18 protein-coding genes are annotated in these 20,192 nt (G+C 73.6%); 10 read left to right on the forward strand and 8 right to left on the reverse strand.

Going from position 1 to position 20,192, the window contains the following annotated elements; translation table 11 throughout:
- Nucleotides 1-235 precede the first annotated feature (235 nt).
- From AB0C76_RS05660 to AB0C76_RS05670, 3 genes are all read left to right on the forward strand, one after another.
- A complete protein-coding gene (locus AB0C76_RS05660; RefSeq protein WP_359960157.1) occupies nt 236-685 on the forward strand; it encodes a universal stress protein in 450 nt (149 codons plus the stop codon).
- A gap of 88 nt (nt 686-773) precedes the next feature.
- Entirely contained in the window at nt 774-1,448 is a 675-nt protein-coding gene (locus AB0C76_RS05665; protein ID WP_359960160.1) for a CBS domain-containing protein, read from the forward strand.
- 216 nt (nt 1,449-1,664) lie between these two features.
- Entirely contained in the window at nt 1,665-2,054 is a 390-nt protein-coding gene (locus AB0C76_RS05670) for a response regulator transcription factor (RefSeq protein WP_359960162.1), read from the forward strand.
- Nucleotides 2,055-2,153: 99 nt separating this feature from the next.
- Here the strand turns inward: AB0C76_RS05670 and pflA are convergent, their stop codons facing one another.
- The 4 genes from pflA to AB0C76_RS05690 form a co-directional block, all read right to left on the reverse strand.
- Entirely contained in the window at nt 2,154-2,888 is a 735-nt protein-coding gene (gene pflA / locus AB0C76_RS05675; protein ID WP_359960165.1) for a pyruvate formate-lyase-activating protein, read from the reverse strand.
- Nucleotides 2,889-2,964: 76 nt separating this feature from the next.
- Nucleotides 2,965-5,229: a formate C-acetyltransferase gene (gene pflB / locus AB0C76_RS05680; protein WP_359960168.1), complete on the reverse strand. Its 2,265-nt coding sequence runs from the start codon at nt 5,227-5,229 to the stop codon at nt 2,965-2,967.
- Between the two features lie 14 nt (nt 5,230-5,243).
- Nucleotides 5,244-7,874: a bifunctional acetaldehyde-CoA/alcohol dehydrogenase gene (adhE, locus tag AB0C76_RS05685; RefSeq protein ID WP_359960170.1), complete on the reverse strand. Its 2,631-nt coding sequence runs from the start codon at nt 7,872-7,874 to the stop codon at nt 5,244-5,246.
- A 187-nt stretch (nt 7,875-8,061) separates the two neighbouring features.
- The gene (locus AB0C76_RS05690) at nt 8,062-8,922 is read right to left on the reverse strand and encodes a universal stress protein (RefSeq protein WP_359960173.1); all 861 of its coding nucleotides are present in this window, start codon (nt 8,920-8,922) and stop codon (nt 8,062-8,064) included.
- Nucleotides 8,923-9,171: 249 nt separating this feature from the next.
- Here AB0C76_RS05690 and AB0C76_RS05695 point away from each other — a divergent pair, with 249 nt between their 5' ends.
- Nucleotides 9,172-10,857, forward strand: a complete 1,686-nt coding sequence (locus AB0C76_RS05695) for a GAF domain-containing sensor histidine kinase (protein ID WP_359960176.1) — start codon at nt 9,172-9,174, stop codon at nt 10,855-10,857.
- A 16-nt stretch (nt 10,858-10,873) separates the two neighbouring features.
- On the opposite strand, the gene AB0C76_RS05700 is transcribed toward AB0C76_RS05695, so the two are convergent.
- From AB0C76_RS05700 to AB0C76_RS05715, 4 genes are all read right to left on the reverse strand, one after another.
- Complete coding sequence (locus tag AB0C76_RS05700) at nt 10,874-11,281, reverse strand: pyridoxamine 5'-phosphate oxidase family protein (protein ID WP_359960179.1); 408 nt, start codon at nt 11,279-11,281, stop codon at nt 10,874-10,876.
- A 92-nt stretch (nt 11,282-11,373) separates the two neighbouring features.
- Nucleotides 11,374-12,051, reverse strand: coding sequence for a response regulator transcription factor (locus AB0C76_RS05705; protein WP_359960182.1), 678 nt, complete (start codon nt 12,049-12,051; stop codon nt 11,374-11,376).
- Nucleotides 12,052-12,167: 116 nt separating this feature from the next.
- Complete coding sequence (locus AB0C76_RS05710; protein ID WP_359960185.1) at nt 12,168-13,166, reverse strand: hypothetical protein; 999 nt, start codon at nt 13,164-13,166, stop codon at nt 12,168-12,170.
- A gap of 62 nt (nt 13,167-13,228) precedes the next feature.
- Nucleotides 13,229-13,861, reverse strand: coding sequence for a hypothetical protein (locus AB0C76_RS05715; protein ID WP_359960187.1), 633 nt, complete (start codon nt 13,859-13,861; stop codon nt 13,229-13,231).
- A gap of 360 nt (nt 13,862-14,221) precedes the next feature.
- On the opposite strand from AB0C76_RS05715, the gene AB0C76_RS05720 reads away from it, so the two are divergent.
- The 6 genes from AB0C76_RS05720 (at nt 14,222) to AB0C76_RS05745 (ending at nt 20,168) form a co-directional block, all read left to right on the forward strand.
- Nucleotides 14,222-15,616, forward strand: coding sequence for an amino acid permease (locus AB0C76_RS05720; protein ID WP_359960190.1), 1,395 nt, complete (start codon nt 14,222-14,224; stop codon nt 15,614-15,616).
- Between the two features lie 41 nt (nt 15,617-15,657).
- Nucleotides 15,658-16,881: an arginine deiminase gene (locus AB0C76_RS05725; RefSeq protein ID WP_359960193.1), complete on the forward strand. Its 1,224-nt coding sequence runs from the start codon at nt 15,658-15,660 to the stop codon at nt 16,879-16,881.
- Between the two features lie 22 nt (nt 16,882-16,903).
- Nucleotides 16,904-17,908, forward strand: a complete 1,005-nt coding sequence (gene argF, locus AB0C76_RS05730; RefSeq protein WP_359960196.1) for an ornithine carbamoyltransferase — start codon at nt 16,904-16,906, stop codon at nt 17,906-17,908.
- A 2-nt stretch (nt 17,909-17,910) separates the two neighbouring features.
- Nucleotides 17,911-18,855 (forward strand): carbamate kinase, encoded by a 945-nt coding sequence (locus AB0C76_RS05735; protein ID WP_359960199.1) that lies wholly within the window; start codon nt 17,911-17,913, stop codon nt 18,853-18,855.
- Complete coding sequence (locus tag AB0C76_RS05740; RefSeq protein ID WP_359960202.1) at nt 18,852-19,217, forward strand: sigma 54 modulation/S30EA ribosomal C-terminal domain-containing protein; 366 nt, start codon at nt 18,852-18,854, stop codon at nt 19,215-19,217. The genes AB0C76_RS05735 and AB0C76_RS05740 overlap by 4 nt, the downstream gene beginning before the upstream one ends.
- A gap of 138 nt (nt 19,218-19,355) precedes the next feature.
- Nucleotides 19,356-20,168: a universal stress protein gene (locus tag AB0C76_RS05745; RefSeq protein WP_359960205.1), complete on the forward strand. Its 813-nt coding sequence runs from the start codon at nt 19,356-19,358 to the stop codon at nt 20,166-20,168.
- Nucleotides 20,169-20,192: the final 24 nt, after the last annotated feature.

Below are 20,192 nucleotides of genomic sequence, written 5' to 3' on the forward strand. Positions count from 1 at the left end.
TCCGTGATCGTGTGCCCGCGGTTCCCGCCGGCACCACGACTGCACCGCACCCCGGACCCGGGTTCCAGGGGCGTACGGCCCTGTCTGCCGGGCCGGTCGGGCCGGCCCGGCAGACAGGGCCGCGGTGGTCCCGCCCGCCGGGCTGAAGGTCCCGGACGGGCGGTCCCGTTCGGTCCTTCGCAACGGCTCCGGCGACGCGGATGGTTGGGGAAACGAGAACGCCAAGGAGGAACCCGTGAGTGAGCAGACCGGATCGAGGCAGCGGCGGATCGTGGTCGGCGTCGACGGATCACCGGCGTCGGTCGACGCACTGCGGTGGGCCGTCCGCCAGGCCCGCATGCAGGAGGCCGTCGTGGAGGCCCTGACGGTTTGGCAGCACCCGGTGGCCACCGGGTGGACGGTGCCGGTCACCGCCTACGAGCAACTGCCCGGCATCGCGCGCAAGATCCTCGACGACAGCGTCAGGGAGGCCGTCGTCGACGGCGGTCCCGTGGAGGTCCTGACGCGCGTGCAGGAGGGCGGCGCCGCGCAGTGCCTGCTCGACGCGGCCCGCGGCGCGGAACTCCTGGTCGTCGGCAGCCGCGGCCACGGCGGTTTCACCGGTGCGCTGCTCGGGTCGGTGAGCCAGCACTGCGTCCAGCACGCGCCCTGCCCGGTCGTCGTCATCCGCCACCCCGGAGCCTGACCCCGTACACCCGTCCCCGTACACCCGTCCCCGTACACCCGTCCCCGCCGCGCGGCCGTGCCGCCGACCGGAAAGGAACGAACCGACCATGCGACACCGGATCGTGGGAGAACTGATGACCCCGGCCGTCGTGCACGTACGGCCCGACACCGGATTCAAGGAGATCGCCCGGCTGCTCGCCGAGCACGACATCACCGCCGTCCCCGTCCTCGACGACGAGGACCGGCCGCTCGGCCTGGTCTCCGAGGCCGACCTGCTGACCAACGAGGCGGCGCAGGAGGACCCGGCCGGACTGATGCTCACCCCGGACCTCCCGCCCCGTGAGCGCGCCCGCAGCCGGGCGACCACCGCGGTGGGCCTGATGACCCGCCCGGCCGTGTGCGCCCGTCCGGAGTGGACGGTCGTCGAGGCGGCCCGGGTGATGCAGGGCGAACACGTCAAGCGGTTGCCCGTCGTCGACGAGGCCGGGCGCCTGGTGGGCATCGTCAGCCGGGGCGACCTGCTCCGCGTGTTCCTCCGCCACGACTCGGCCATCCGCGAGGAGATCCGGGCCGAGGTCCTGCGCCGCGTCCTGGGCATCGATCCGGACACCGTGGACGTCACGGTGCACGACGGCCGCGTGACCCTCGCCGGCACGCTCGACCGCGGAGGCCCGGCGGAGGTGGTCGAGCGCCTGTGCCGCAGCGTGGACGGCGTCGTCGACGTCACCTCCCACCTCGGCCACCACACCGTTCCGACCGCGGCCCGCCACCGCTCCGGCTGACCCGGAGCGGCTCCGTCGGCGTGCCGGCCGGCCCTGCCGGAAAGGCAGTTGCCGGCTCCTTCGAGAGGGCGGACCGGGCCCGCGGGGCCGTGTACGGAAAGGAGACCGCGGGCGCCCCGGCCGGTACCCGCAGCCCGTCCGCCTCCCTCTTCAGCCGTCCTGCGGGGCCCGCGACTTCTCGCGGGCCCCGCCTCCGCGTTCCAGCCGTCGGAACAGGTGCAACGCGGCGCGGTCGTCATCCTGACCGGCCACGGCCGTCCCGGTCACCTCCGGCGCGCCCTGGGCCTCGGCGTCCGGGGCTTCGCCACCAAGGACACCCCCGCCGCCCGGCTCGCCGAAGTGGTCCGTACCGTTCACGGCGGCGGGCGGTACATCGACCCGGACATCGCCGCCGACGCGCTCACCCTCGGGGCCAATCCCCCCACCGCCCGCGAGCGCCAAGTCCTCGCCCTGACCGGCGAAGGGCTGTCCAGCGCCGGCATCGCCGCCCGCATGCACCTCGCCGACGGTACCGTCCGCAACCACACGTCCTCGGCGCTCGCGAGACTCGGTGCCGACAACAGGCTCGCCGCCCACCGGCGGTCCATGGACACGGGATGGCTGTGACCCGGCCGCCGGCACCGTCGTACCCACCGGCCTCGTTCCCGCCTGCGGACACGACTCCCGCTCCGGCGGTGCCGCCCCCAGGGCGAGGAACGACCGGGATCAGACGGCGTACAGGCCGTGGGCCGTGAAGACCGCGCGAGCCTCGGCGGTCTGCTCGGGAGTGGGTACCGGAGTGCCGGCGAGGGGGAAGTCCAGGTCCAGGGCACGCCACTTAGGGGCGCCGAGCCTGTGGAAGGGGAGGACGTCGACGCGGGTGACGTTGCCGAGCGAGGCGGCGAAGGCGGCGACGCCCTCGACGTTCTCGGCGGGGTCGGTCAGGTGCGGGACGAGGACGAAGCGGACCCAGACCTCGGTTCCGAGGTCGGCCAGACGGCGGGCGAAGGCCAGGGTGGGAGCGAGCTCACGGCCGGTCAGGTGCCGGTAGAGGGTGCGGTCCCAGGACTTGACGTCGAGGAGCACGAGGTCGGCGTCGGCGAGCAGGGCGTCGGAGGCGCGGGCGCCGAGGTATCCGGAGGTGTCCAGGGCGGTGTGGAGGCCGAGCTCCTGCTTGAACCGATGCAGCAACTCACCGGTGAGGGCGGGCTGGAGGAGCGGTTCTCCGCCGCTGATGGTCGCGCCGCCGCCGGCGGCCCGGATGAACCCGGTGCACTTGCCGGCCTCCCGCACGATCTCGTCCGCCGAGCACGGCCGACCGTGGCGCATGGACCAGGTGTCGGGGTTGTGGCAGTAGAGGCACCGCAGCGGGCACCCGGCCAGGAAGGCGACGAAGCGGGTGCCGGGGCCGTCGACGCCGGTGGACAGGTCCCAGGAGTGCAGCATGCCGGTGGTGGTCATCGGGTGTCCCTCGGAGTGTGGCGCGGTGCCGGCGTCCTCGGTCGGGGAGACGCCGGCACCGCGAGCGGGGGCGGGGCTACAGCGCGTCGTGGAAGGTGCGGCCGATCACGTCGAGCTGCTGCTCGCGGGTCAGCCGGACGAAGTTGACGGCGTAGCCGCTGACCCGGATGGTCAGCTGCGGATACTTCTCCGGGTGGTCCATCGCGTCGAGCAGGGTGTCCCGGTCGAGGACGTTGACGTTCATGTGGAAGCCGCGGCACGCGGTGTAGCCGTCCAGAACGCCGACCAGGTTGCGCACGCGGTCACCGGGGGTGCGGCCGAGCGCGTCGGGGGTGACGGTGTTGGTGAGCGAGATGCCGTCCTCGGCGTGCTCGTAGGGCAGTTTGGCGACGGACAGCGCGCTGGCGACGTAGCCGTGGGCGTCGCGCCCGTTCATCGGGTTGGCGCCGGGGGAGAAGGGCGCACCCGCCCGGCGGCCGTCCGGGGTGTTGCCGGTCTTCTTGCCGTAGACGACGTTGGAGGTGATGGTGAGCACCGACTGGGTGTGCTCGGCTCCCCGGTAGGTGGGGTGCTTGCGCACCTTGTGCATGAACTCCTCGACGAGCCGTACGGCGATCCGGTCCGCCCGGTCGTCGTTGTTGCCGTACGCGGGGTACTCGCCCTCCACCAGGTAGTCGGTGACCAGCCCGGTCCCGTCGCGCACGGGCCTGACCCGCGCGTACTTGATCGCGGACAGGGAATCGGCGGCGACCGCCAGACCGGCGATGCCGCAGGCCATGGTGCGCCGGACGTCCCGGTCGTGCAGGGCCATTTCGAGGCGTTCGTAGGCGTACCTGTCGTGCATGTAGTGGATGACGTTCAGCGCGTGGACGTACGTCCCGGCGAGCCACTCCAACTGCTCGTCGAAGCGGGCGAGCACCTCCTCGTAGTCGAGCACGTCCCCGTGGACCGGGGCGGTGGCGGGGCCGACCTGCTCACCGGACAACTCGTCGCGGCCGCCGTTGACCGCGTAGAGCAGCGTCTTGGCGAGGTTGACCCGGGCGCCGAAGAACTGCATCTGCCGGCCGACCTCCATCGCGGACACGCAGCAGGCGATCGCGGTGTCGTCGCCGAAGCGCGGTCGCATCAGCTCGTCCGACTCGTACTGCACCGAGGACGTGTCGATGGAGACCCGGGCGCAGAACTCCTTGAACCCCTGCGGGAGCCGTGGCGACCAGAGGACGGTCATGTTCGGCTCGGGCGCCGGGCCGAGGTTGTAGAGGGTCTGCAGGTAGCGGAAGGAGGTGCGGGTGACGAGGGTGCGGCCGTCCACGCCCATGCCGCCGATCGACTCGGTGACCCAGGTCGGGTCGCCGGAGAACAGTTCGTCGTACTCGGGGGTGCGCAGGAAGCGGACGATCCGGAGCTTGACGACGAAGTCGTCCACCAGTTCCTGGGCCCGGGTCTCCGTCAGCGCTCCGGCGTCCAGGTCGCGCTGGAGGTAGACGTCCAGGAACGTCGAGGTGCGGCCGAGCGACATCGCGGCGCCGTTCTGCTCCTTGACGGCGGCCAGGTAGGCGAAGTACAGCCACTGGATCGCCTCCCGGGCGGTGCGGGCCGGCCCGGAGAGGTCGTACCCGTACGCCGCGGCCATCTCCTTGAGCTCGCCCAGGGCCCTGATCTGCTCGGCGAGCTCCTCGCGTTCGCGGATGGTCTCCTCGATCCGCGCGGGGTCGGTGGGCGCCGCGTCCAGGCCGGCCTTCTCGGCGAGCTTGGCCGTGACCAGCCGGTCCACGCCGTAGAGGGCGACGCGGCGGTAGTCGCCGATGATCCGGCCGCGCCCGTAGGCGTCCGGCAGGCCGGTGATGACGCCGGCCTTGCGGGCGGCCCGGATCTCGGGGGTGTAGGCGTCGAACACGCCGTCGTTGTGGGTCTTCCGGTACCGGGTGAAGATCTTCTCCAGCTCCGGGTCGACCGGGTAGCCGTAGGTCCGCAGTGCTCCGGCGACCATCCGCCAGCCGCCGTTGGGCATGATCGCGCGCTTCAGCGGGGCGTCGGTCTGCAGCCCGACGATCAACTCCCGCTCCCGGTCGATGTAGCCGGGCGCGTGCGCGGTGATGGTCGACGGGATGTCGAACGCGACGTCGTACACGCCCTTGGCCCGCTCCTCGGGGAAGCGGTCGGTGATCTGCCGCCACACGGCGAGGGTGCGGTCGGTGGGGCCTGCCAGGAAGGAGGCGTCGCCGTCGTAGGGGGTGTAGTTGTGCTGGACGAAGTCGCGGACGTCGATGGTGTCCCGCCAGAGCCCGCCCTTGAACCCGTCCCAGGCGCTCGTGGTGTGTTCCTGCTGCGAGGTGGTCATCTCGGTGTCCTCTCTCAGGCCTGGTCGCCGTAGTAGGCCTGGCGCATCAGCCGCTGCATGTCGGCGAGCATCGGCATCCGGGGGTTGGCGGGCGCGCACTGGTCCTCGTAGGCGTTCATCGCCTGCTGCGGCAGGGCCGCCAGGAACGCCGCCTCGTCCACGCCGGCCGCCTTGAAGGACCGCGGGATGCCGACCCGGTCCCGCAGGTCCTCGACGGCCGCCGCGAGGGACTCGACGCCCTGCTCCGGGGTCGCGGCCGGCAGGCCGAGCATCCGCGCCACGGCCTGGTAGCGCTCGGGGGCGACGTAGCTGCGGTACTTCGGCCAGCCGGTCACCTTGGCCGGGGCCGAGCCGTTCCAGCGGATGACGTGCGGGAGCAGGAGGGCGTTGGTGCGGCCGTGGGCGATGTGGAACGTCGCGCCGAGCGTGTGCGCCATGGCGTGCACGGCGCCGAGGAAGGCCGATCCGAAGGCCATGCCGGCGATCGTGCCCGCGTTGTGCATCTTCTCCCGGGCAACCGGGTCGTCCGGGCCGTTGGTCACGGCACGTTCCAGGTTCTCGAAGACGAGCCGGACGCCCTGGAGGGCGAGCCCGTCCGTGAAGTCGTTGGCGTAGACGGAGACGTAGGTCTCGATGCAGTGGGTGAGGGCGTCGAAGCCGGTGTCCGCGGTGACGTGCTTCGGCAGGCCGGTGGTCAGTGCCGGGTCCACGATGGCCACACTCGGGGTGAGCGCGTAGTCGGCGAGCGGGTACTTCTGGCCGGTGGCGGTGTCGGTGATGACCGCGAAGGGGGTGACCTCGCTGCCGGTGCCCGAGGTGGTCGGGATGCACACGAGCTTGGCCTTCTCGCCGAGGTCGGGGAAGGTGAAGGCGCGCTTGCGGATGTCGAAGAACTTCTCCTTCAGGTCCGCGAACTCGACCTCAGGGTGCTCGTACATCAGCCACATCACCTTGGCGGCGTCCATCGGCGAACCGCCGCCGAGCGCCACGATGGTGTCCGGCTCGAACTCCCGCATCAGGGCGGCGCCCTTGCGGACGGTGTCGATGCTCGGATTGGGCTCGACGTCGTCGACCACCCGCACTTCGACGGGATCGCGGCGGCGGCCGAGGACGTCCCGGATCCGCTCCAGGTGGCCGATCTCCACCATGGTCCGGTCCGTGACGACCACGATCCGGTGCGCGTTCGGCATGCTCGCCAGGTACTTGACGGAGTTGCGTTCGAAGTAGATCTTCGGCGGGACCTTGAACCACTGCATGTTGGTGTTGCGCCGCCCGATCCGCTTGATGTTGACGAGGTTCAGCGCCGAGACGTTCCCGGAGACCGAGTTGTGCCCGTAGCTGCCGCAGCCGAGGGTCAGCGAGGGCGTGAAGGCGTTGTAGACGTCGCCGATGCCGCCCTGCGAGCTGGGCGCGTTCCAGATGATCCGGCAGGCCTTGACCGCGTGCCCGAACTCCTCGGCGAACGCCGCGTCCTCGGTGTGGACGGCCGCCGAGTGCCCGAGCCCGTCGAACTCCACCATCGCGGCGGCCAGTTCGACGCCCTCGTGGCGCGAGTGCGCGGTGAGGACGGCGAGTACCGGGCAGAGCTTCTCCCGGGTCAGCGGCTCGGCCGGCCCGACCCGGTCGCAGTCGGCCAGGATCACCGAGGTGTCGGCCGGCACGTGGAACCCCGCCGCCTCGGCGACCTGCGCGGCCGAGCGGCCCACCACCGAGGCGTTCAGCCGGCCGCCCGCGCAGGCCGTCCCGTCGCCGGCCCCGAACAGGTGCCGTTCGAGCAGGGCCTTCTCCTCGGCGCTCGCGTGGTGCGCCTTGAGCTTGCGGAACTCGCCGAGCGCGGCGTCGCGGATCTCCGCGTCCAGCACGACGGCCTGCTCGGAGGCGCAGATCATGCCGTTGTCGAAGGACTTCGACAGGACGACGTCGTTGACCGCCCGTTCCAGGTCCGCGCTCTTCTCGATGTACGCGGGGACGTTGCCCGCGCCCACGCCCAGGGCGGGCTTGCCGCAGGAGTAGGCGGCCCGGACCATCGCGTTGCCGCCGGTGGCGAGGATCGTCGCGACGTCCGGGTGGTTCATCAGTGCGCCGGTGGCCGCCATCGACGGCTCCTCGATCCACTGGATGCAGTGCTCCGGGGCCCCGGCCGCCACGGCCGCGTCCCGGACGGTCCGGGCGGCCTCGGCGGAGCAGCGCTGGGCCGAGGGGTGGAAGGCGAAGACGACCGGGTTGCGGGTCTTGAGCGCCAGCAGGCACTTGAAGATCGTCGTCGACGTGGGGTTGGTCACCGGAGTGATGCCGGCGACGACGCCGACCGGCTCGGCGATCTCCACGATCCCGTCGATCTCGTCGCGGTGCACCACCCCGACGGTCCTGGTCCGGGCCATCACGTGGGTGACGTTCTCGCAGGCGAAGACGTTCTTCACCGCCTTGTCCTCGAAGACCCCGCGACCGGTCTCCTCGACGGCCAGCACCGCGAGGGAGGTGTGCCGCTCCAGGGCGGCCAGCGAGGCCTTCTTGACGATGTGGTCGACCTGTTCCTGGGTGAAGTCGGTGTACTCCTGAAGGGCGGTCAGGGCGGCGGTGACCAGGCGGTCGACGGTGGTCGGCTCCTCGTCGCGAGGGCCCTCGTTCTGCGGGTGGCGTGGCATAGCCGGTCTGCCTTTCCGGGGCATCGTCGTGGATCGGGGGCGTCGGCGGGTCTCGGATGCGCCGTCACCTCAAGGCTCCCTGCCGGGAGGAGCCCGGGGAGCGGCCCATCGGGGCACGTCCGGCGGTTCGAAGGTCCCGGGGAGGGGCGCGATTGGTCCCTGCCCCGGGACCGGGGACGACGGCGGTTCAGGAGTGCGGCACGATCGCGACCGGGCTGTGCGCGTGGTGGAGGACCGCGTGGGCCACCGGTCCGAGCCGGGGCACGGTGAGCGGGTGCCGGGGAGCGCGACGTCCGAGCACCACCAGCGACGCGCTGCGGGAGGCCTCCACCAGCGTCCGGCCCGCGTTCCAGGTGCACACGTCCACCCGGGTGGGGACCTCGGGGTACTTGTCCCGCCAGCGCGCCAGCGCGTCCCGGAGCCGTACCTCCGCTGCCGTCCGGAGCGATTCCGTGATCTCCCGGTCGTCCAGCGGGGCGTCCGTCACGTACGGGCCCTGGGACGGGCGGCGGCTCTCCACCGCCCGCAGCGCGGCGCCGCTGTCGGCCGCGTACCGGAAGGCGAAGCCGAGCACGGCGTCGCACGGCCGGTCGCCCTCCACACCCACGACCACGTCGCCGGGCGATCCGCCGCGTCCGTCCGCGCCGGCGCGGACCAGGACCACGGGGCATTCGGCGTGGGCGGCGGTGCGCAGTCCGACCGAGCCGACCAGCAGGCCGGCGAATCCGCCGAGTCCACGGGACCCGAGGACCAGCAGCGGGGCCCGCCGGCCGGCGGCGGTGAGTGCGGGCGCGGGGTGCCCGGGCAGGACCTCGCAGGTGACCTCCAGGCCCGGCAGCGCGGCGGCGATCCGGTCGCGGATCGCGGCCACGGGCTCCGGCACGCCGCCCACGCCGTCGAGCTCGCGGGCGAGGGCGTCGGCCTCGGTGCCCGCGACGTGGACCAACCGCAGCCCGTGGCCGCTGCGGCGGGCCTCGGCGGCGGCCCACTCGGCCGCCGCCGCGCTCGCCGTCGAGCCGTCGATCCCGACCACCACGTTGTGCGACATCTCCCTGACCTCCCTGGTCGTGGGCCGTCCGCGGCACCGTTGTGCGCGGTCCGGCCGGTGACCAGCGTCCCGCTGCGCTCCGGGCCCGCCACAGGGGTCGAGCAGCCCCGCTTCGGCACCGAAGGTCCCGGTGCGGCCGGGGCGGGATGCGGCGGAGGCCACCCGGTCGGTCGCCGTCGTCTGCGAGAATCTGGCCCGTTGGCCGAGGCGAGGAGGGTGTCGGTGGGTGGCGAAATGGGGAGGTCCCGCATGCCCCAGTTGCGTCTGGACGAGCTGTTGGAGGAGCTCCAGGCACGGATCGATGCCGCGCGGGGCACCCGGGACCGGGTGCACAGTCTGCTGGAGGCGGTGCTGTCGGTCGGCCGCGAGCTCGACCTGACCCAGGTGCTGCGGCGGATCGTCGAGGCCGCCGCCGTCCTGGTGGACGCGCGGTACGCGGCGCTCGGGGTGATCGGGCCGGACGGGGAGACGCTGTCTCAGTTCCTCACGGTGGGCCTGACGGAGGAGGACATCGCCCGGATCGGTCCGTACCCGACCGGGCGGGGCCTGCTGGGCGAGCTGATCCGCCATCCCGAGCCGCTGCGGCTGGAGGACCTGTCCGCGCACCCCTCGTCGTTCGGCTGCCCGGCGCACCACCCCGTGATGAGGAGCTTCCTGGGCGTTCCGGTGCGCGTGCGCGAAGAGGTCTTCGGGAACCTCTACCTGACCGACAAGCAGGGCGGCGAGGAGTTCGACGCGGACGACGAGGCGGTGATCTCCACGCTCGCGGTGGCCGCCGGGGTGGCGATCGACAACGCCCGGCTGTACGAGGAGGCCCAGCGCCAGCAGCGCTGGCTGAGCGCGAGCGGGGAGATCACCCGGACCCTGCTGTCCGGGGGCTCGCGCTCGGAGGTGCTGGAGCTGATCGCGCAGCGGGCGCGGGAGATCACCGGCGCCGATCTGGCCGACGTGTCCGTGCCGGTGGCCGGGACGGACACGGTGCGCGTGGAGCTGGCCCTGGGCGGGGACACGGCGGGCCGGGCGGGCCTGGCGGTGCCGCTGGACGGGTCCCTCCCGGGCGAGGCCTGCGCCTCGGGGGTGCCGGTGACGACGGCGGACCTGGCCGGCGATCCGCGCTCGTCCGCAGAAGCGAGTCGTTTCGACGGGCTCGGTCCTGCGGTGGCGGTACCGCTGGGCCGGGCCGAGGGGCAGATCGACGGTGTGCTGCTACTGGCCAGGAAGGCCGGCGGGTCCGAGTTCACCGACCGGGAGATCGGCCCGCTGCTGGGCTTCGCCGACCAGGCCGCGCTCGCGCTGGAGCTGGCGGAGCGGCGCCGCGACGCCGAGCAGCTGGCGATGCTGGAGGACCGCGACCGGATCGCCCGGGACCTGCACGACCTGGCCATCCAGCGGCTGTTCGCCACGGGGATGACGCTGCAGAGCGCGGCGCGGTTCATCGATCACACCGGCGCGTCGGACCGGGTCCTGCGCGCCGTGGGGGACCTGGACGAGACCATCAAGATCATCAGGTCGACGATCTTCGGCCTCCGGGCCCGGGAGGAGGCCACCGGCCGCGGGCTGCGGGCCCGGGCCGTCCGCGCGGTGGAGCAGGCGCAGGCGGTGCTCGGCTTCGCGCCGCGGCTGAGCATGGAGGGCCTGCTGGACACCGACGTCCCGGCGGAGGTGGCCGAGCACGTCCTCGCCGTGCTGGCCGAGGCGTTGAGCAACGCCGCCCGCCACGCGCGGGCGGGCCGGGTCGAGGTCGCGCTCCAGGCGGCCGGCGGGCGGGTGGCGCTGTCCGTGCAGGACGACGGGGTCGGCATTCCCGAACAGGGGAGGCGCAGCGGTCTGCGGAACCTGGCGGAGCGGGCCGAGACGCTGGGCGGGTCGTTCGAGGTCGAGAGCCTCGCGCAGGGAGGCACCCGGCTGGTGTGGTCCGCGCCGCTCGCCGTCTGACCGGGCCCGCGTCCGGTCAGGGCGGGGTGCCCGGCAGGAGCCGGCCGGTGACGAGTTCCGGTCGGATCCGGATCGCCACCCGGTGCGGTGGGCGGACGGCCCCGGTCTCCTCAGGGGCGGGGTCCTCCGACACGTCCGCCCGTCCGAGCACGGTCACGCTCCATCCGGTTCCGTCCGTCTCGTCGACCTGACCGGCCTCGAACGCCACCAGCGCGCCGGACACCGCTCGCACCAGTTCGGAGTGCGCGGCGGCGTGCAGCAGCACGCTGCCGTCCACTCCGAGCCGGTAGCGGATCGGGAGCACGGCCGGGAGGGCACCGACCGTGTAGACCACGCGGCCGACCGAGGCGCCCGCCAGGAGCCGGAGGCAGTGCCGCTCGTCCAGCGGGGCGGCGTTCGCGGTGGGGGTGTGGGCGGCTTCCATGGAATCGATTGTTCGCGTGGTCCCTGTCGAGGGCGAGGGCCGTTCGGTCCTCGTCCTCGCGCCGACCGGGCCCCGGCCGGGGCCCGGTCGGTCTACCGGGTGGTCGGGGTGAGGGTCCGGTTGGCGATGAGCGCGGCCTGGACGCGCCGCTCGACGCCGAGCTTGGCGAGCAGCCTGGAGATGTGGTTCTTGACCGTCTTCTCCGCGAGGTACAGCCGTTCGCCGATCTGCCGGTTCGTCAGCCCCTCGCCGACCAGGGCGAGGATCTCCCGCTCCCGCTCGGTGAGTTCGGGCAGTCCGGGTTCCTGTGGAGCGCGCTCGCAGCGCAGTCGGGCCATGACGCGGCTGGTGGCGCCGGGGTCGAGCATGGACTGGCCGGAGGCGACGGTCCGGATCGCGGCGATCAGGTCGGTGCCGCTGATCTGCTTCAGTGCGTAGCCGGCGGCACCGGCCATGATCGAGTCGAGGAGGGCGTCCTCGTCGTCGAAGGACGTGAGCATCAGGCAGGCCAACTCCGGCATACGCGAACGCAGTTCGCGGCAGACGGTGACACCGTCCCCGTCGGTCAGACGCATGTCGAGCACGGCGACGTCGGGGCGCAGCGCGGGCACCCGGGCCAGCGCCTGCTCGGCGGTCGCGGCCTCGCCGATCACCGTCAGGTCCGGTTCGGTCTCGATGAGCTCGAGCACGCCCCGGCGGACCACCTCGTGGTCGTCGAGCAGGAACACGCGAATGGGGAGGGCCGGCCGGGCCGTCGCGGTGTCCGTCATGACTTCTCCGGGGTCCTGGGTCCGCCGGGTCGGCGGGATGGATGGGCCGTAGGACAGCCTGCACCGCGGCACCGGCTTCCGATAGGGCCGAACGGCCCGGTGTCCCGGACGGGGGGTCAGCGGGAGGAGGCCAGGACCTCGGGCTGCCGGAGGAGGGCGGTCGTGAGGTGCCGAGGGGTGGGGAAGCCGGCCGGGCCGTATCCGATCCGCAGCAGCATGTGCGGGGCGCCGCGTTCGGGGCCGGGACCGGTCATGCGGTCGCGAAGGTCCGGCCATTCCAGTGCCTGGTGCAGGAACGACGCGCGCAGGCCGTGGAGGGTGAGCAGGAGGAGGACGTGCTGCAGGGCCTGGCCGGCGCGCAGCCGGTCGGCCGGTCCGTCGTGGCGCGTGGTGAGCAGGAGCAGCTGGGGGTCCGGTTCGAAGGCGACGCGCTCCCCGGGCACCCCGTCCGCGGGGCCGGCGAAGGCGCGCATCGGCAGGCGTCCGTTGCTGTCCTGCGCGCCGAGGGCGTAGACGGGCAGGCCCTCGGCTGCGCCGGGGGCGGCGAGGCAGGCGCTGCTCTCGGCCCGGCGCTCCGGGTCGGCGGCGGAGCGCTGCTCGGCCTCGGCGGTGAGGGCGAGCAGCCGGGCGCGTTCGGCCGCGTCCGGGTGGCGCAGCCGGGCGCCGTCCGACCGGGCGGCCTCGGCGAGTTCGGCGAGGACGGGGCCGGGCACCGGGTCGGGGAGGAACGGCAGCCGGCTGGAGCGGCGACGCCAGATGGCGCGGTAGAGGTCGGGGCGGCGCAGTAGCGCGGCGCGGGGGGCGCCGGCGAGCCGGACGGTGGCCAGCGGGCCGGGGAGGTCCGGTTGCGGCAGCAGGCGCACGACGGGTTCCCAGCCCAGGTGGACGGCCGCCGCCGCGAGGTTGCACAGGGCGGTGCCGATCGAGAGGTGGACGGCCCGGCCGTCCGGGTCGGTGTGCGGCAGGGGGTGCCGCCGCGAGGCGTGCACCTCGAAGGTCCGGCGGGCGGTGTCGAGGCGGAACCGCCAGGGCTGGGTGTTGTGGATGGACGGGGCGGCGGCGGCCGCGGCGACGAGGGCGTGCGCGGTGCCGTCGTCGAGGGGCTGACCCGGCATGGCGGGATCCTTCCGTGGGCTGGTCGGGGTGAGGGTGGCGGTGCTGCCCGGCCGGTGCGCGGTCACTGTGCGGTGCGGCCGCTCCAGACGGGTTCGAACCGGGCCCAGGAGAGCTGCCAGCGCCGGTCGGCCCGGTGATCGAGCCGGCGGAGCCGTATGCACAGACCCGTCCCGATCAGGACCGCCAGGGCGGCGAGCACGGCCAGCCCGAGGAACACGGAGTCCATGACGACGTCGGCGGCGGTCGGCGGGACGGGGGTCGGTCGGCCGTCGTCGTCCACCCAGACGCGGCTGACGGCGCCGGAGGGCATCGGGCGGTCGACGTCGACCTGCCCGGTCGCGGTTCGGCCGGACGGCGCGGCCCAGGTGGCGGCGGCCTGGAACCGGACCCGGCTGTAGCCCGACAGCCCGGCCACCTGCCGGGACGGGGAGAGCAGGGTGGCGTCCACCCGGTGCCGGTGGGCCGCCGTCAGGGCGGCGGTGTGCTGCCCGGAGGCGAGGCCGGCGAGCGAGACGCCGGCGCCCGCGACCGCGGCCAGCGCCAGGCCGAGGACGGCGAGCAGGAGCGCGCGGCTGCGCGCCCGGTCGAGCGGCCGGACCAGCGGGTTGTGTTCGGTGCCGACGGCGCGGTGGAGGTGGTGCCGAAGCGGCCGTGCGGTCGCGGTGGACCGTGCGGATGCGGTGGTGTCGGCCATGTCCGTGTGCTCCTTCGTCGGGTGCCGGGGGCGGGGGTGCTCCAGGTGTGACCCGGCGTCACTCTCCTGGCCGGACCTCACGACGGCCCAGGGACCGACGGGACCAGGGAGGGGGCCACTGGTCCTGGAGGATCGCGCCGCAGCGGTGGTGAGCGCGGAGCGGACGCAGCTCGCGCCGGGAGCGCACTACTGGTCGACGCGCCCCCGGGACCCTCGGGACGTCCACCCGGGACGAGCGGCGACCGGCGAGGGACCGTTGTCCCCTGCTGCGCGGGGCCCCGCCCTTCGAGGATCAACCTCAGCGAACGCGGCCACCGGCGCCGCGCCACCTCTCCCGGACCGTCACGAAGGAGCTCCCCCATGCCCACAGCCGACCAGGGAAGACCACCGGCCGACAGCGCAGGACCGTCGGCCGGTCCGCCCCCGGACCGGGGCCGGACCTTCGGACTGCCGGCCGCGACGGCGCTGGTCGTCGGCAGCATCATCGGTACCGGGGTGTTCGCCCTGCCCTCCGCCCTCGCGCCCTACGGGCCGATCTCGCTGGTGGCCTTCGCCCTGGTGACCCTGGGCGCCCTGGCACTCGCCGCCACGTTCGGACGCCTGGCCGAGCGCGTTCCCGGAAGCGGTGGCCCCTACGTCTACGCCCGGGAGGCCTTCGGCGAGTTCGCCGGCTTCCTGACCGCCTGGTCGTACTGGATCACCGCCTGGGCCGGCAACGCGGCCATCGCGGTGGCCTGGGTCGGCTACGTCGAGGTGTTCGTGAACAAGGGCCACCACACCTGGGGGTCGGTCGCCATCGCCCTGGCCGGGCTCTGGTTGCCCGCCGCCGTCAACCTCGTCGGCGTGCGCAGCATCGGGGCCTTCCAAGTGGTCACCACCGTCCTGAAGTTCCTTCCGCTGGCGTTCATGGCGACGGCCGGACTGCTGTTCGTCAGGTCCGGCAACTTCGGTGCGTTCAACGCCTCCGGCACCCCGGCGGTCGGTGCGGTCTCGGCGGCCGCGGCCATCGCCCTGTTCAGCTACATCGGGCTGGAGACGGCCTCGGTGGCGGCCGGACGGGTCCGGGACCCGCGGCGCAACGTGCCCCGCGCGACCCTCTACGGCACGCTGGCCTGCGCCGTGATCTACCTGCTCGGCACCCTCGCGGTGTTCGGGACCGTCCCGCACGCCCGGCTCGTCGGCTCCACCGCGCCGTTCACCGACGCCTTCAACGCCATCGCCGGCGGCACCTGGGCCGGGAACCTGGTCGCCGCCGCGGCGATCGTCTCGGGCCTCGGCGCGCTCAACGGCTGGACGCTCATCTGCGCCGAGATGCCCATGGCCGCGGCCCGCGACGGCCTCTTCCCGGCCGCGTTCGGCCGCAGCCGCGGCGAGGTGCCCGCCTTCGGCATCGTCTCCGCGACCGTCCTCGCATCGGTGCTCACCGTCGTCAGCTACACCCGGTTCACCCGGGTCTTCACCGAGATCGTGCTGCTCAGCGTGCTCACCGCCGTCATCCCGTACCTGGTGTCGGCCGCCGCCCAGCTGTACTGGCTGGCCGTGCGGGGCCGGGCGGAGCTGGACGGCCGGAGGTTCGCCCGCGACGTCACCGTCGCGGCCCTCGCCCTGGCCTTCTCCTACTGGTCGATCCAGGGCAGCGGCTACCAGACCGTCTACTACGGCCTGTTCACCGTCCTGCTCGGCATCCCCGGCTACATCTGGCTCAAGCGGCCCCACCCCGTCCGGGCCGGCCAGGACCCGGCCGCCCAGAACTGAACGCGGGTTCCACCAGCACCCCGTACGAAGGAGTACCGCCCATGTCCGCTCTTCGAGTCGATTCCGAGGCCGGGCGCCTGCGCCAGGTCATCCTGCATCGCCCCGGCCTGGAACTGTCCCGGCTCACCCCGCGCAACGTCGACGAGCTGCTGTTCGACGACATCCTGTGGGCCAAGCGCGCCCGTGAGGAGCACGACGCGTTCGCCCAGGTGCTGCGCGACCACGGCGTCCGCGTCCACCACTACGCCGAACTGCTCGGCGAGACGCTCGAACTGCCGCCGGCCCGGGCGTGGCTGCTGGGCCGGGTGGTCACCCCGGCCACCGTGGGCCCGGCCCTGGTCGACCCGGTCCGGGAGCTGTTCGGCGAACTGGACGGCCGGACGCTGGCCGAGTACCTCATCGGCGGCGTCCTGAAGGACGACCTGCCGCTGCGCGACCCGCACAGCCTGCTCTGGCACACCCTCGGCACGCAGGACTTCGCCCTCCCGCCGCTGCCCAACCACCTCTTCCCGCGCGACAACTCCTGCTGGATCGGCGCCCGCTACAGCCTCAACCCGATGGCCCGCCCGGCCCGGCGGCGCGAGACCCTGCACACCGCCGCGATCTACCGCTTCCACCCGCTGTTCGCCGAGACCGCCCCGCCCCTGCTCGACGGCACCGATCCCGAGCCGGGCACCACCATCGAGGGCGGCGACGTCCACGTCGTCGGCGAGGGCGTGGTCATGGTCGGCATGGGCGAGCGGACCACCCCGCAAGCCGTCGAACAGCTCGCCCGGACCCTCTTCCAGTACGGCACCGCCCGGCGGGTCATCGCCGTCCGGCTGCCCGAGAGCAGGGCCTTCATGCACCTCGACACCGTGCTGACGATGATCGACCGGGACACCTTCGTCCGCTACCCCGGGCTGGCCGATCCGCTGCGCTCGTGGACCCTCGTGCCCGCCCCCGACCGGCCCACCGGCCTCGACGTCCGTCCCGATCCCGACCTCGCCCGCTCCCTCGCCGAGGCGCTCGGCCTGGAGGAGGTCCGCTTCCTCGCCGCCGACCAGGACGTCCGCGCCGCCGAGCGCGAGCAGTGGGACGACGGCAGCAACTTCCTCGCCCTGGAACCCGGCGTCGTCGTGGGCTACGAGCGCAACACCACCACCAACACCCACCTGCGCAAGCAGGGCGTCGAGATCGTCACCATCGCCGGGTCCGAGCTCGGCCGCGGCCGGGGCGGCCCGCGCTGCATGAGCTGCCCGATCCAGCGCGACGCCGTCCACTGACCCCACCCGAGGAGCCACAGCCATGACCATCGACCTGCGCGGCCGCCACTACCTCGGCGAACTCCACTTCACCGCCGCCGAGATCCACCACCTCCTCGACCTCGCCGCCGAGCTGAAGGCCGCCCGCCGAGCGGGCACCGAGACGCCCCGGCTCACCGGCCGGAGGATCGCCCTGATCTTCGAGAAGAACTCCACCCGGACCCGCTGCGCCTTCGAGGTCGCGGCGGCCGACCAGGGCGCGACCACCACCTACCTAGGTCCGGACGGCTCGCACATAGGCCACAAGGAGAGCATCGCCGACACCGCGCGCGTCCTCGGCCGGATGTACGACGCCATCGAGTACCGGGGCTTCGAGCACGACGCCGTCACCGAACTCGCGAACCACGCCGGCGTGCCCGTCTACAACGGCCTGACCGACGCCTGTCACCCGACCCAGAGCCTGTGCGACGTCTTCACCATGCGCGAGCACAGCCGCCGGCCGCTCACCGACATCTCCTTCTGCTACCTCGGCGACGCCCGCAACAACACCGCCAACTCCCTGCTGACGATGGGAGCCCTGCTCGGCATGGACGTGCGGATCGCCGCGCCGCGCGCGCTGTGGCCGGAGCCGCAGGTGGTCGCGGCGAGCCGGCAGCTGGCCCTCGGCAGCGGCGCCCGGATCACCCTCGTCGAGGACGTGGAGGAGGCGGTCGGCGGCGCCGACTACCTCTACACCGACGTGTGGGTCTCGATGGGGGAGGCGCCGGAGAGGTGGCGGGAGCGGATCGAACTGCTCCTTCCCTACCAGGTGAACGCCAAGACCCTCGCCGCCACCGGCAACCCGGACACGGCGTTCCTGCACTGCCTGCCCGCCCTGCACGACCGCCGCACCGACCTCGGCGCGCAACTCGCCGAGGAGCACGGCCTGGACGGACTGGAGGTCACCGACGAGGTCTTCCGTTCGCCGGCGAGCCTGGTCTTCGAACAGGCCGAGAACCGGATGCACACCATCAAGGCGATCCTGGTCGCCACGCTCGGGAGGAACTGATCATGCGCATCGTCGCCGCACTGGGCGGGAACGCCCTGCTCCGCAGGGGCGAACACCCCGACGCCGACGTTCAGTTGCGCCACGTGCGGGAGGCCGCGCGGTCGCTCGCCGAACTCGTCGAGGCCGGGCACGAGGTCGTCGTCACCCACGGCAACGGCCCCCAGATCGGCCTGCTCGCGGTCGAGAGCGAGACCGACCCGGCGCTCACCGCGCCCTACCCGCTGGACGTCCTCGGTGCCCAGACCCAGGGCATGATCGGCACCCTCCTCGCCCGGGAGCTCCTCGCCCGCCTGCCGGGACGGCCGGTGGCCGTGCTGGTCACCCACACCGAGGTCGACCCGGACGACCCGGCGTTCGAGCACCCCGCGAAGTTCATCGGGCAGCCGCTGACCGACCGACAGGCCGTCCGGCTGGGACGCGAACTCGGCTGGGCCACCGCGCAGGACGGGCCGGTGCGCCGTCGCGTCGTGCCCTCGCCCGAGCCGAGGGACGTCCTCGAAGCGCCCGTCGTGCGACAGCTCCTCGGCAGCGGCACGGTCGTGATCTGTGCGGGCGGCGGCGGCGTGCCGGTGGTCCGCGACCTCGACACCGGCCGCACGACCGGCGTCGAGGCGGTCGTCGACAAGGACCGCACGGCCGCCCTGCTGGCCGAACAGCTCGACGCGGACGCGCTGTTGATCCTCACCGACGTCACCCACGTGTTCACCGGCTTCGGCACCTCCCGCCCCCGCCCCCTGCTCACCGCCACCCCGGTGCAGCTGCGCGGGCTGGAGCTGCCCGAGGGTTCGATGCGGCCCAAGGCCGAGGCCGCCGCCTCCTTCGTCGAACGGACCGGCGGCCTCGCCGCCATCGGCCCGCTCGACAACGCCCTCGGCATCCTCCTGGGCACCACGGGGACCACCGTCCAGCCCTCCTCGACCGCCGTCCCGACAGGAGCACGCGCATGAACCCGCCGCAGAGCCGACCCGCCGTCGATGTCGAGGTGACGACGCGAGGAGCCGTGTCCCAGGCCGCGCCCGGCTACGCCCGGGCCAAGGTGGGGGCCGTGCTCGGACGGATCCACGAGCCCGTGCTCGGGGTCCGCGTGAAGCTGACCCAGGAGGCCCACCACGCGATCGTCCGTCCGTCCGTCGCCCAGGTCGTCGTGGACCTCGACGGACGTCCGGTCCGGGCGCAGGTGGCGGCCGCCACCATGCAGGAGGCCGTCGACCTGTTCGTCTTCTTCACCGACGCGGCCACCGGACGGGGCAACGTCCTCTACCACCGGTACGACGGCCACTACGGCCTCGTCACCCCCACGGCGGCGTGAGCGCCGGGCCGGGACGGGGGCCCCTGGTGGAGGGGCCGCTGGTCCCGGCCCGGCCGGGCCTGTCCGGTCCTGTCGCCGGCGCGCGGCCGGCGGGACGATGAGTGCGGCCGTTCGTCGAACCGGAAGGAGATGGCCGTCATGGAACTGCCCGTCATGGAACTGCCCGTCACGGTCGGGGTCGACGGCTCGTCCGCGAGTCTGCGGGCGGCCTGTCTCGCCGCCGAGGAAGCGCTGTCGAGGGGGCGCGCGCTACGCGTCCTGCACGCGTTGCCGCTCATGCCGCACCTGCTGTCGGGGAGGGACACGCGCCCCCGGTGCGGCGAGCGGGGCGCACTGGCGGAGGTGCGGCACGTGCTGGCCGTCCGCCACCCGGAGCTGCGCGTGCGGGCGGAGGAGGTGCACGACGTCGCCACGGCGGCGCTGGTGGCCGCGGGGGAGGAGGCCGAACTGCTCGTCGTGGCCGCGCGCGGGGACGGAGGCTTCCCCGGGCTGCGCGTCGGTTCGACCGCCCTCCACGTCGCGGCCCGCGCCGGGTGCCCGGTCATCGTGGCACCCGTCACCGAGGACCCGGTGTCCCGGGAGCACGTCCTCGCCGCGGTGGACGCCCGTCGCCCGGCCGAGGCCGTCCTCGACTTCGCCTTCGACCTGGCGCGCCGCCACGGTCTGGCGCTGCGCGTGCTCCACGCGTGGCCACCCGGGGGGCCGGGCCGGTCGGAGCGCGAACTGCTCTCGACGGCTCTCGAACCCTGGCGGGCCGCGTACCCGGACGTGCCGCTGACCGAGGACTGCGAACCGGGCGGTGCCGGGCGGGTGCTCGTCGAGGCGTCGGCGAAGGCGCGGTTCCTGGTCCTGGGCCGACGGCGGTGCGCACCGGTGGGCCGGCTCGGCCCGGTGGCCCACGCGGTGCTGCACCACGCCGAGTGCGCCGTCGCCGTCGTGCCCGAGGCATGACCCGGCCGGCGTGCCGACGGACGA

Origin of the sequence: Kitasatospora sp. NPDC048722, from assembly GCF_040650235.1 — a bacterium.
In the GTDB taxonomy this organism is placed as follows: domain Bacteria; phylum Actinomycetota; class Actinomycetes; order Streptomycetales; family Streptomycetaceae; genus Kitasatospora.

What these genes read in the sequence shown, in the direction of transcription:
- AB0C76_RS05710 (WP_359960185.1), bottom strand. Translation starts at nt 13,166, where the DNA reads ATGCCGGGTCAGCCCCTCGACGACGGCACCGCGCACGCCCTCGTCGCC.
- AB0C76_RS05720 (WP_359960190.1), top strand. Translation starts at nt 14,222, where the DNA reads ATGCCCACAGCCGACCAGGGAAGACCACCGGCCGACAGCGCAGGACCG.
- AB0C76_RS05740 (WP_359960202.1), top strand. Translation starts at nt 18,852, where the DNA reads ATGAACCCGCCGCAGAGCCGACCCGCCGTCGATGTCGAGGTGACGACG.
- AB0C76_RS05735 (WP_359960199.1), top strand. Translation starts at nt 17,911, where the DNA reads ATGCGCATCGTCGCCGCACTGGGCGGGAACGCCCTGCTCCGCAGGGGC.
- argF (WP_359960196.1), top strand. Translation starts at nt 16,904, where the DNA reads ATGACCATCGACCTGCGCGGCCGCCACTACCTCGGCGAACTCCACTTC.
- AB0C76_RS05725 (WP_359960193.1), top strand. Translation starts at nt 15,658, where the DNA reads ATGTCCGCTCTTCGAGTCGATTCCGAGGCCGGGCGCCTGCGCCAGGTC.
- pflB (WP_359960168.1), bottom strand. Translation starts at nt 5,229, where the DNA reads ATGACCACCTCGCAGCAGGAACACACCACGAGCGCCTGGGACGGGTTC.
- AB0C76_RS05690 (WP_359960173.1), bottom strand. Translation starts at nt 8,922, where the DNA reads ATGTCGCACAACGTGGTGGTCGGGATCGACGGCTCGACGGCGAGCGCG.
- AB0C76_RS05695 (WP_359960176.1), top strand. Translation starts at nt 9,172, where the DNA reads ATGCCCCAGTTGCGTCTGGACGAGCTGTTGGAGGAGCTCCAGGCACGG.
- AB0C76_RS05745 (WP_359960205.1), top strand. Translation starts at nt 19,356, where the DNA reads ATGGAACTGCCCGTCATGGAACTGCCCGTCACGGTCGGGGTCGACGGC.
- AB0C76_RS05665 (WP_359960160.1), top strand. Translation starts at nt 774, where the DNA reads ATGCGACACCGGATCGTGGGAGAACTGATGACCCCGGCCGTCGTGCAC.
- pflA (WP_359960165.1), bottom strand. Translation starts at nt 2,888, where the DNA reads ATGACCACCACCGGCATGCTGCACTCCTGGGACCTGTCCACCGGCGTC.
- AB0C76_RS05705 (WP_359960182.1), bottom strand. Translation starts at nt 12,051, where the DNA reads ATGACGGACACCGCGACGGCCCGGCCGGCCCTCCCCATTCGCGTGTTC.
- adhE (WP_359960170.1), bottom strand. Translation starts at nt 7,874, where the DNA reads ATGCCACGCCACCCGCAGAACGAGGGCCCTCGCGACGAGGAGCCGACC.
- AB0C76_RS05700 (WP_359960179.1), bottom strand. Translation starts at nt 11,281, where the DNA reads ATGGAAGCCGCCCACACCCCCACCGCGAACGCCGCCCCGCTGGACGAG.
- AB0C76_RS05715 (WP_359960187.1), bottom strand. Translation starts at nt 13,861, where the DNA reads ATGGCCGACACCACCGCATCCGCACGGTCCACCGCGACCGCACGGCCG.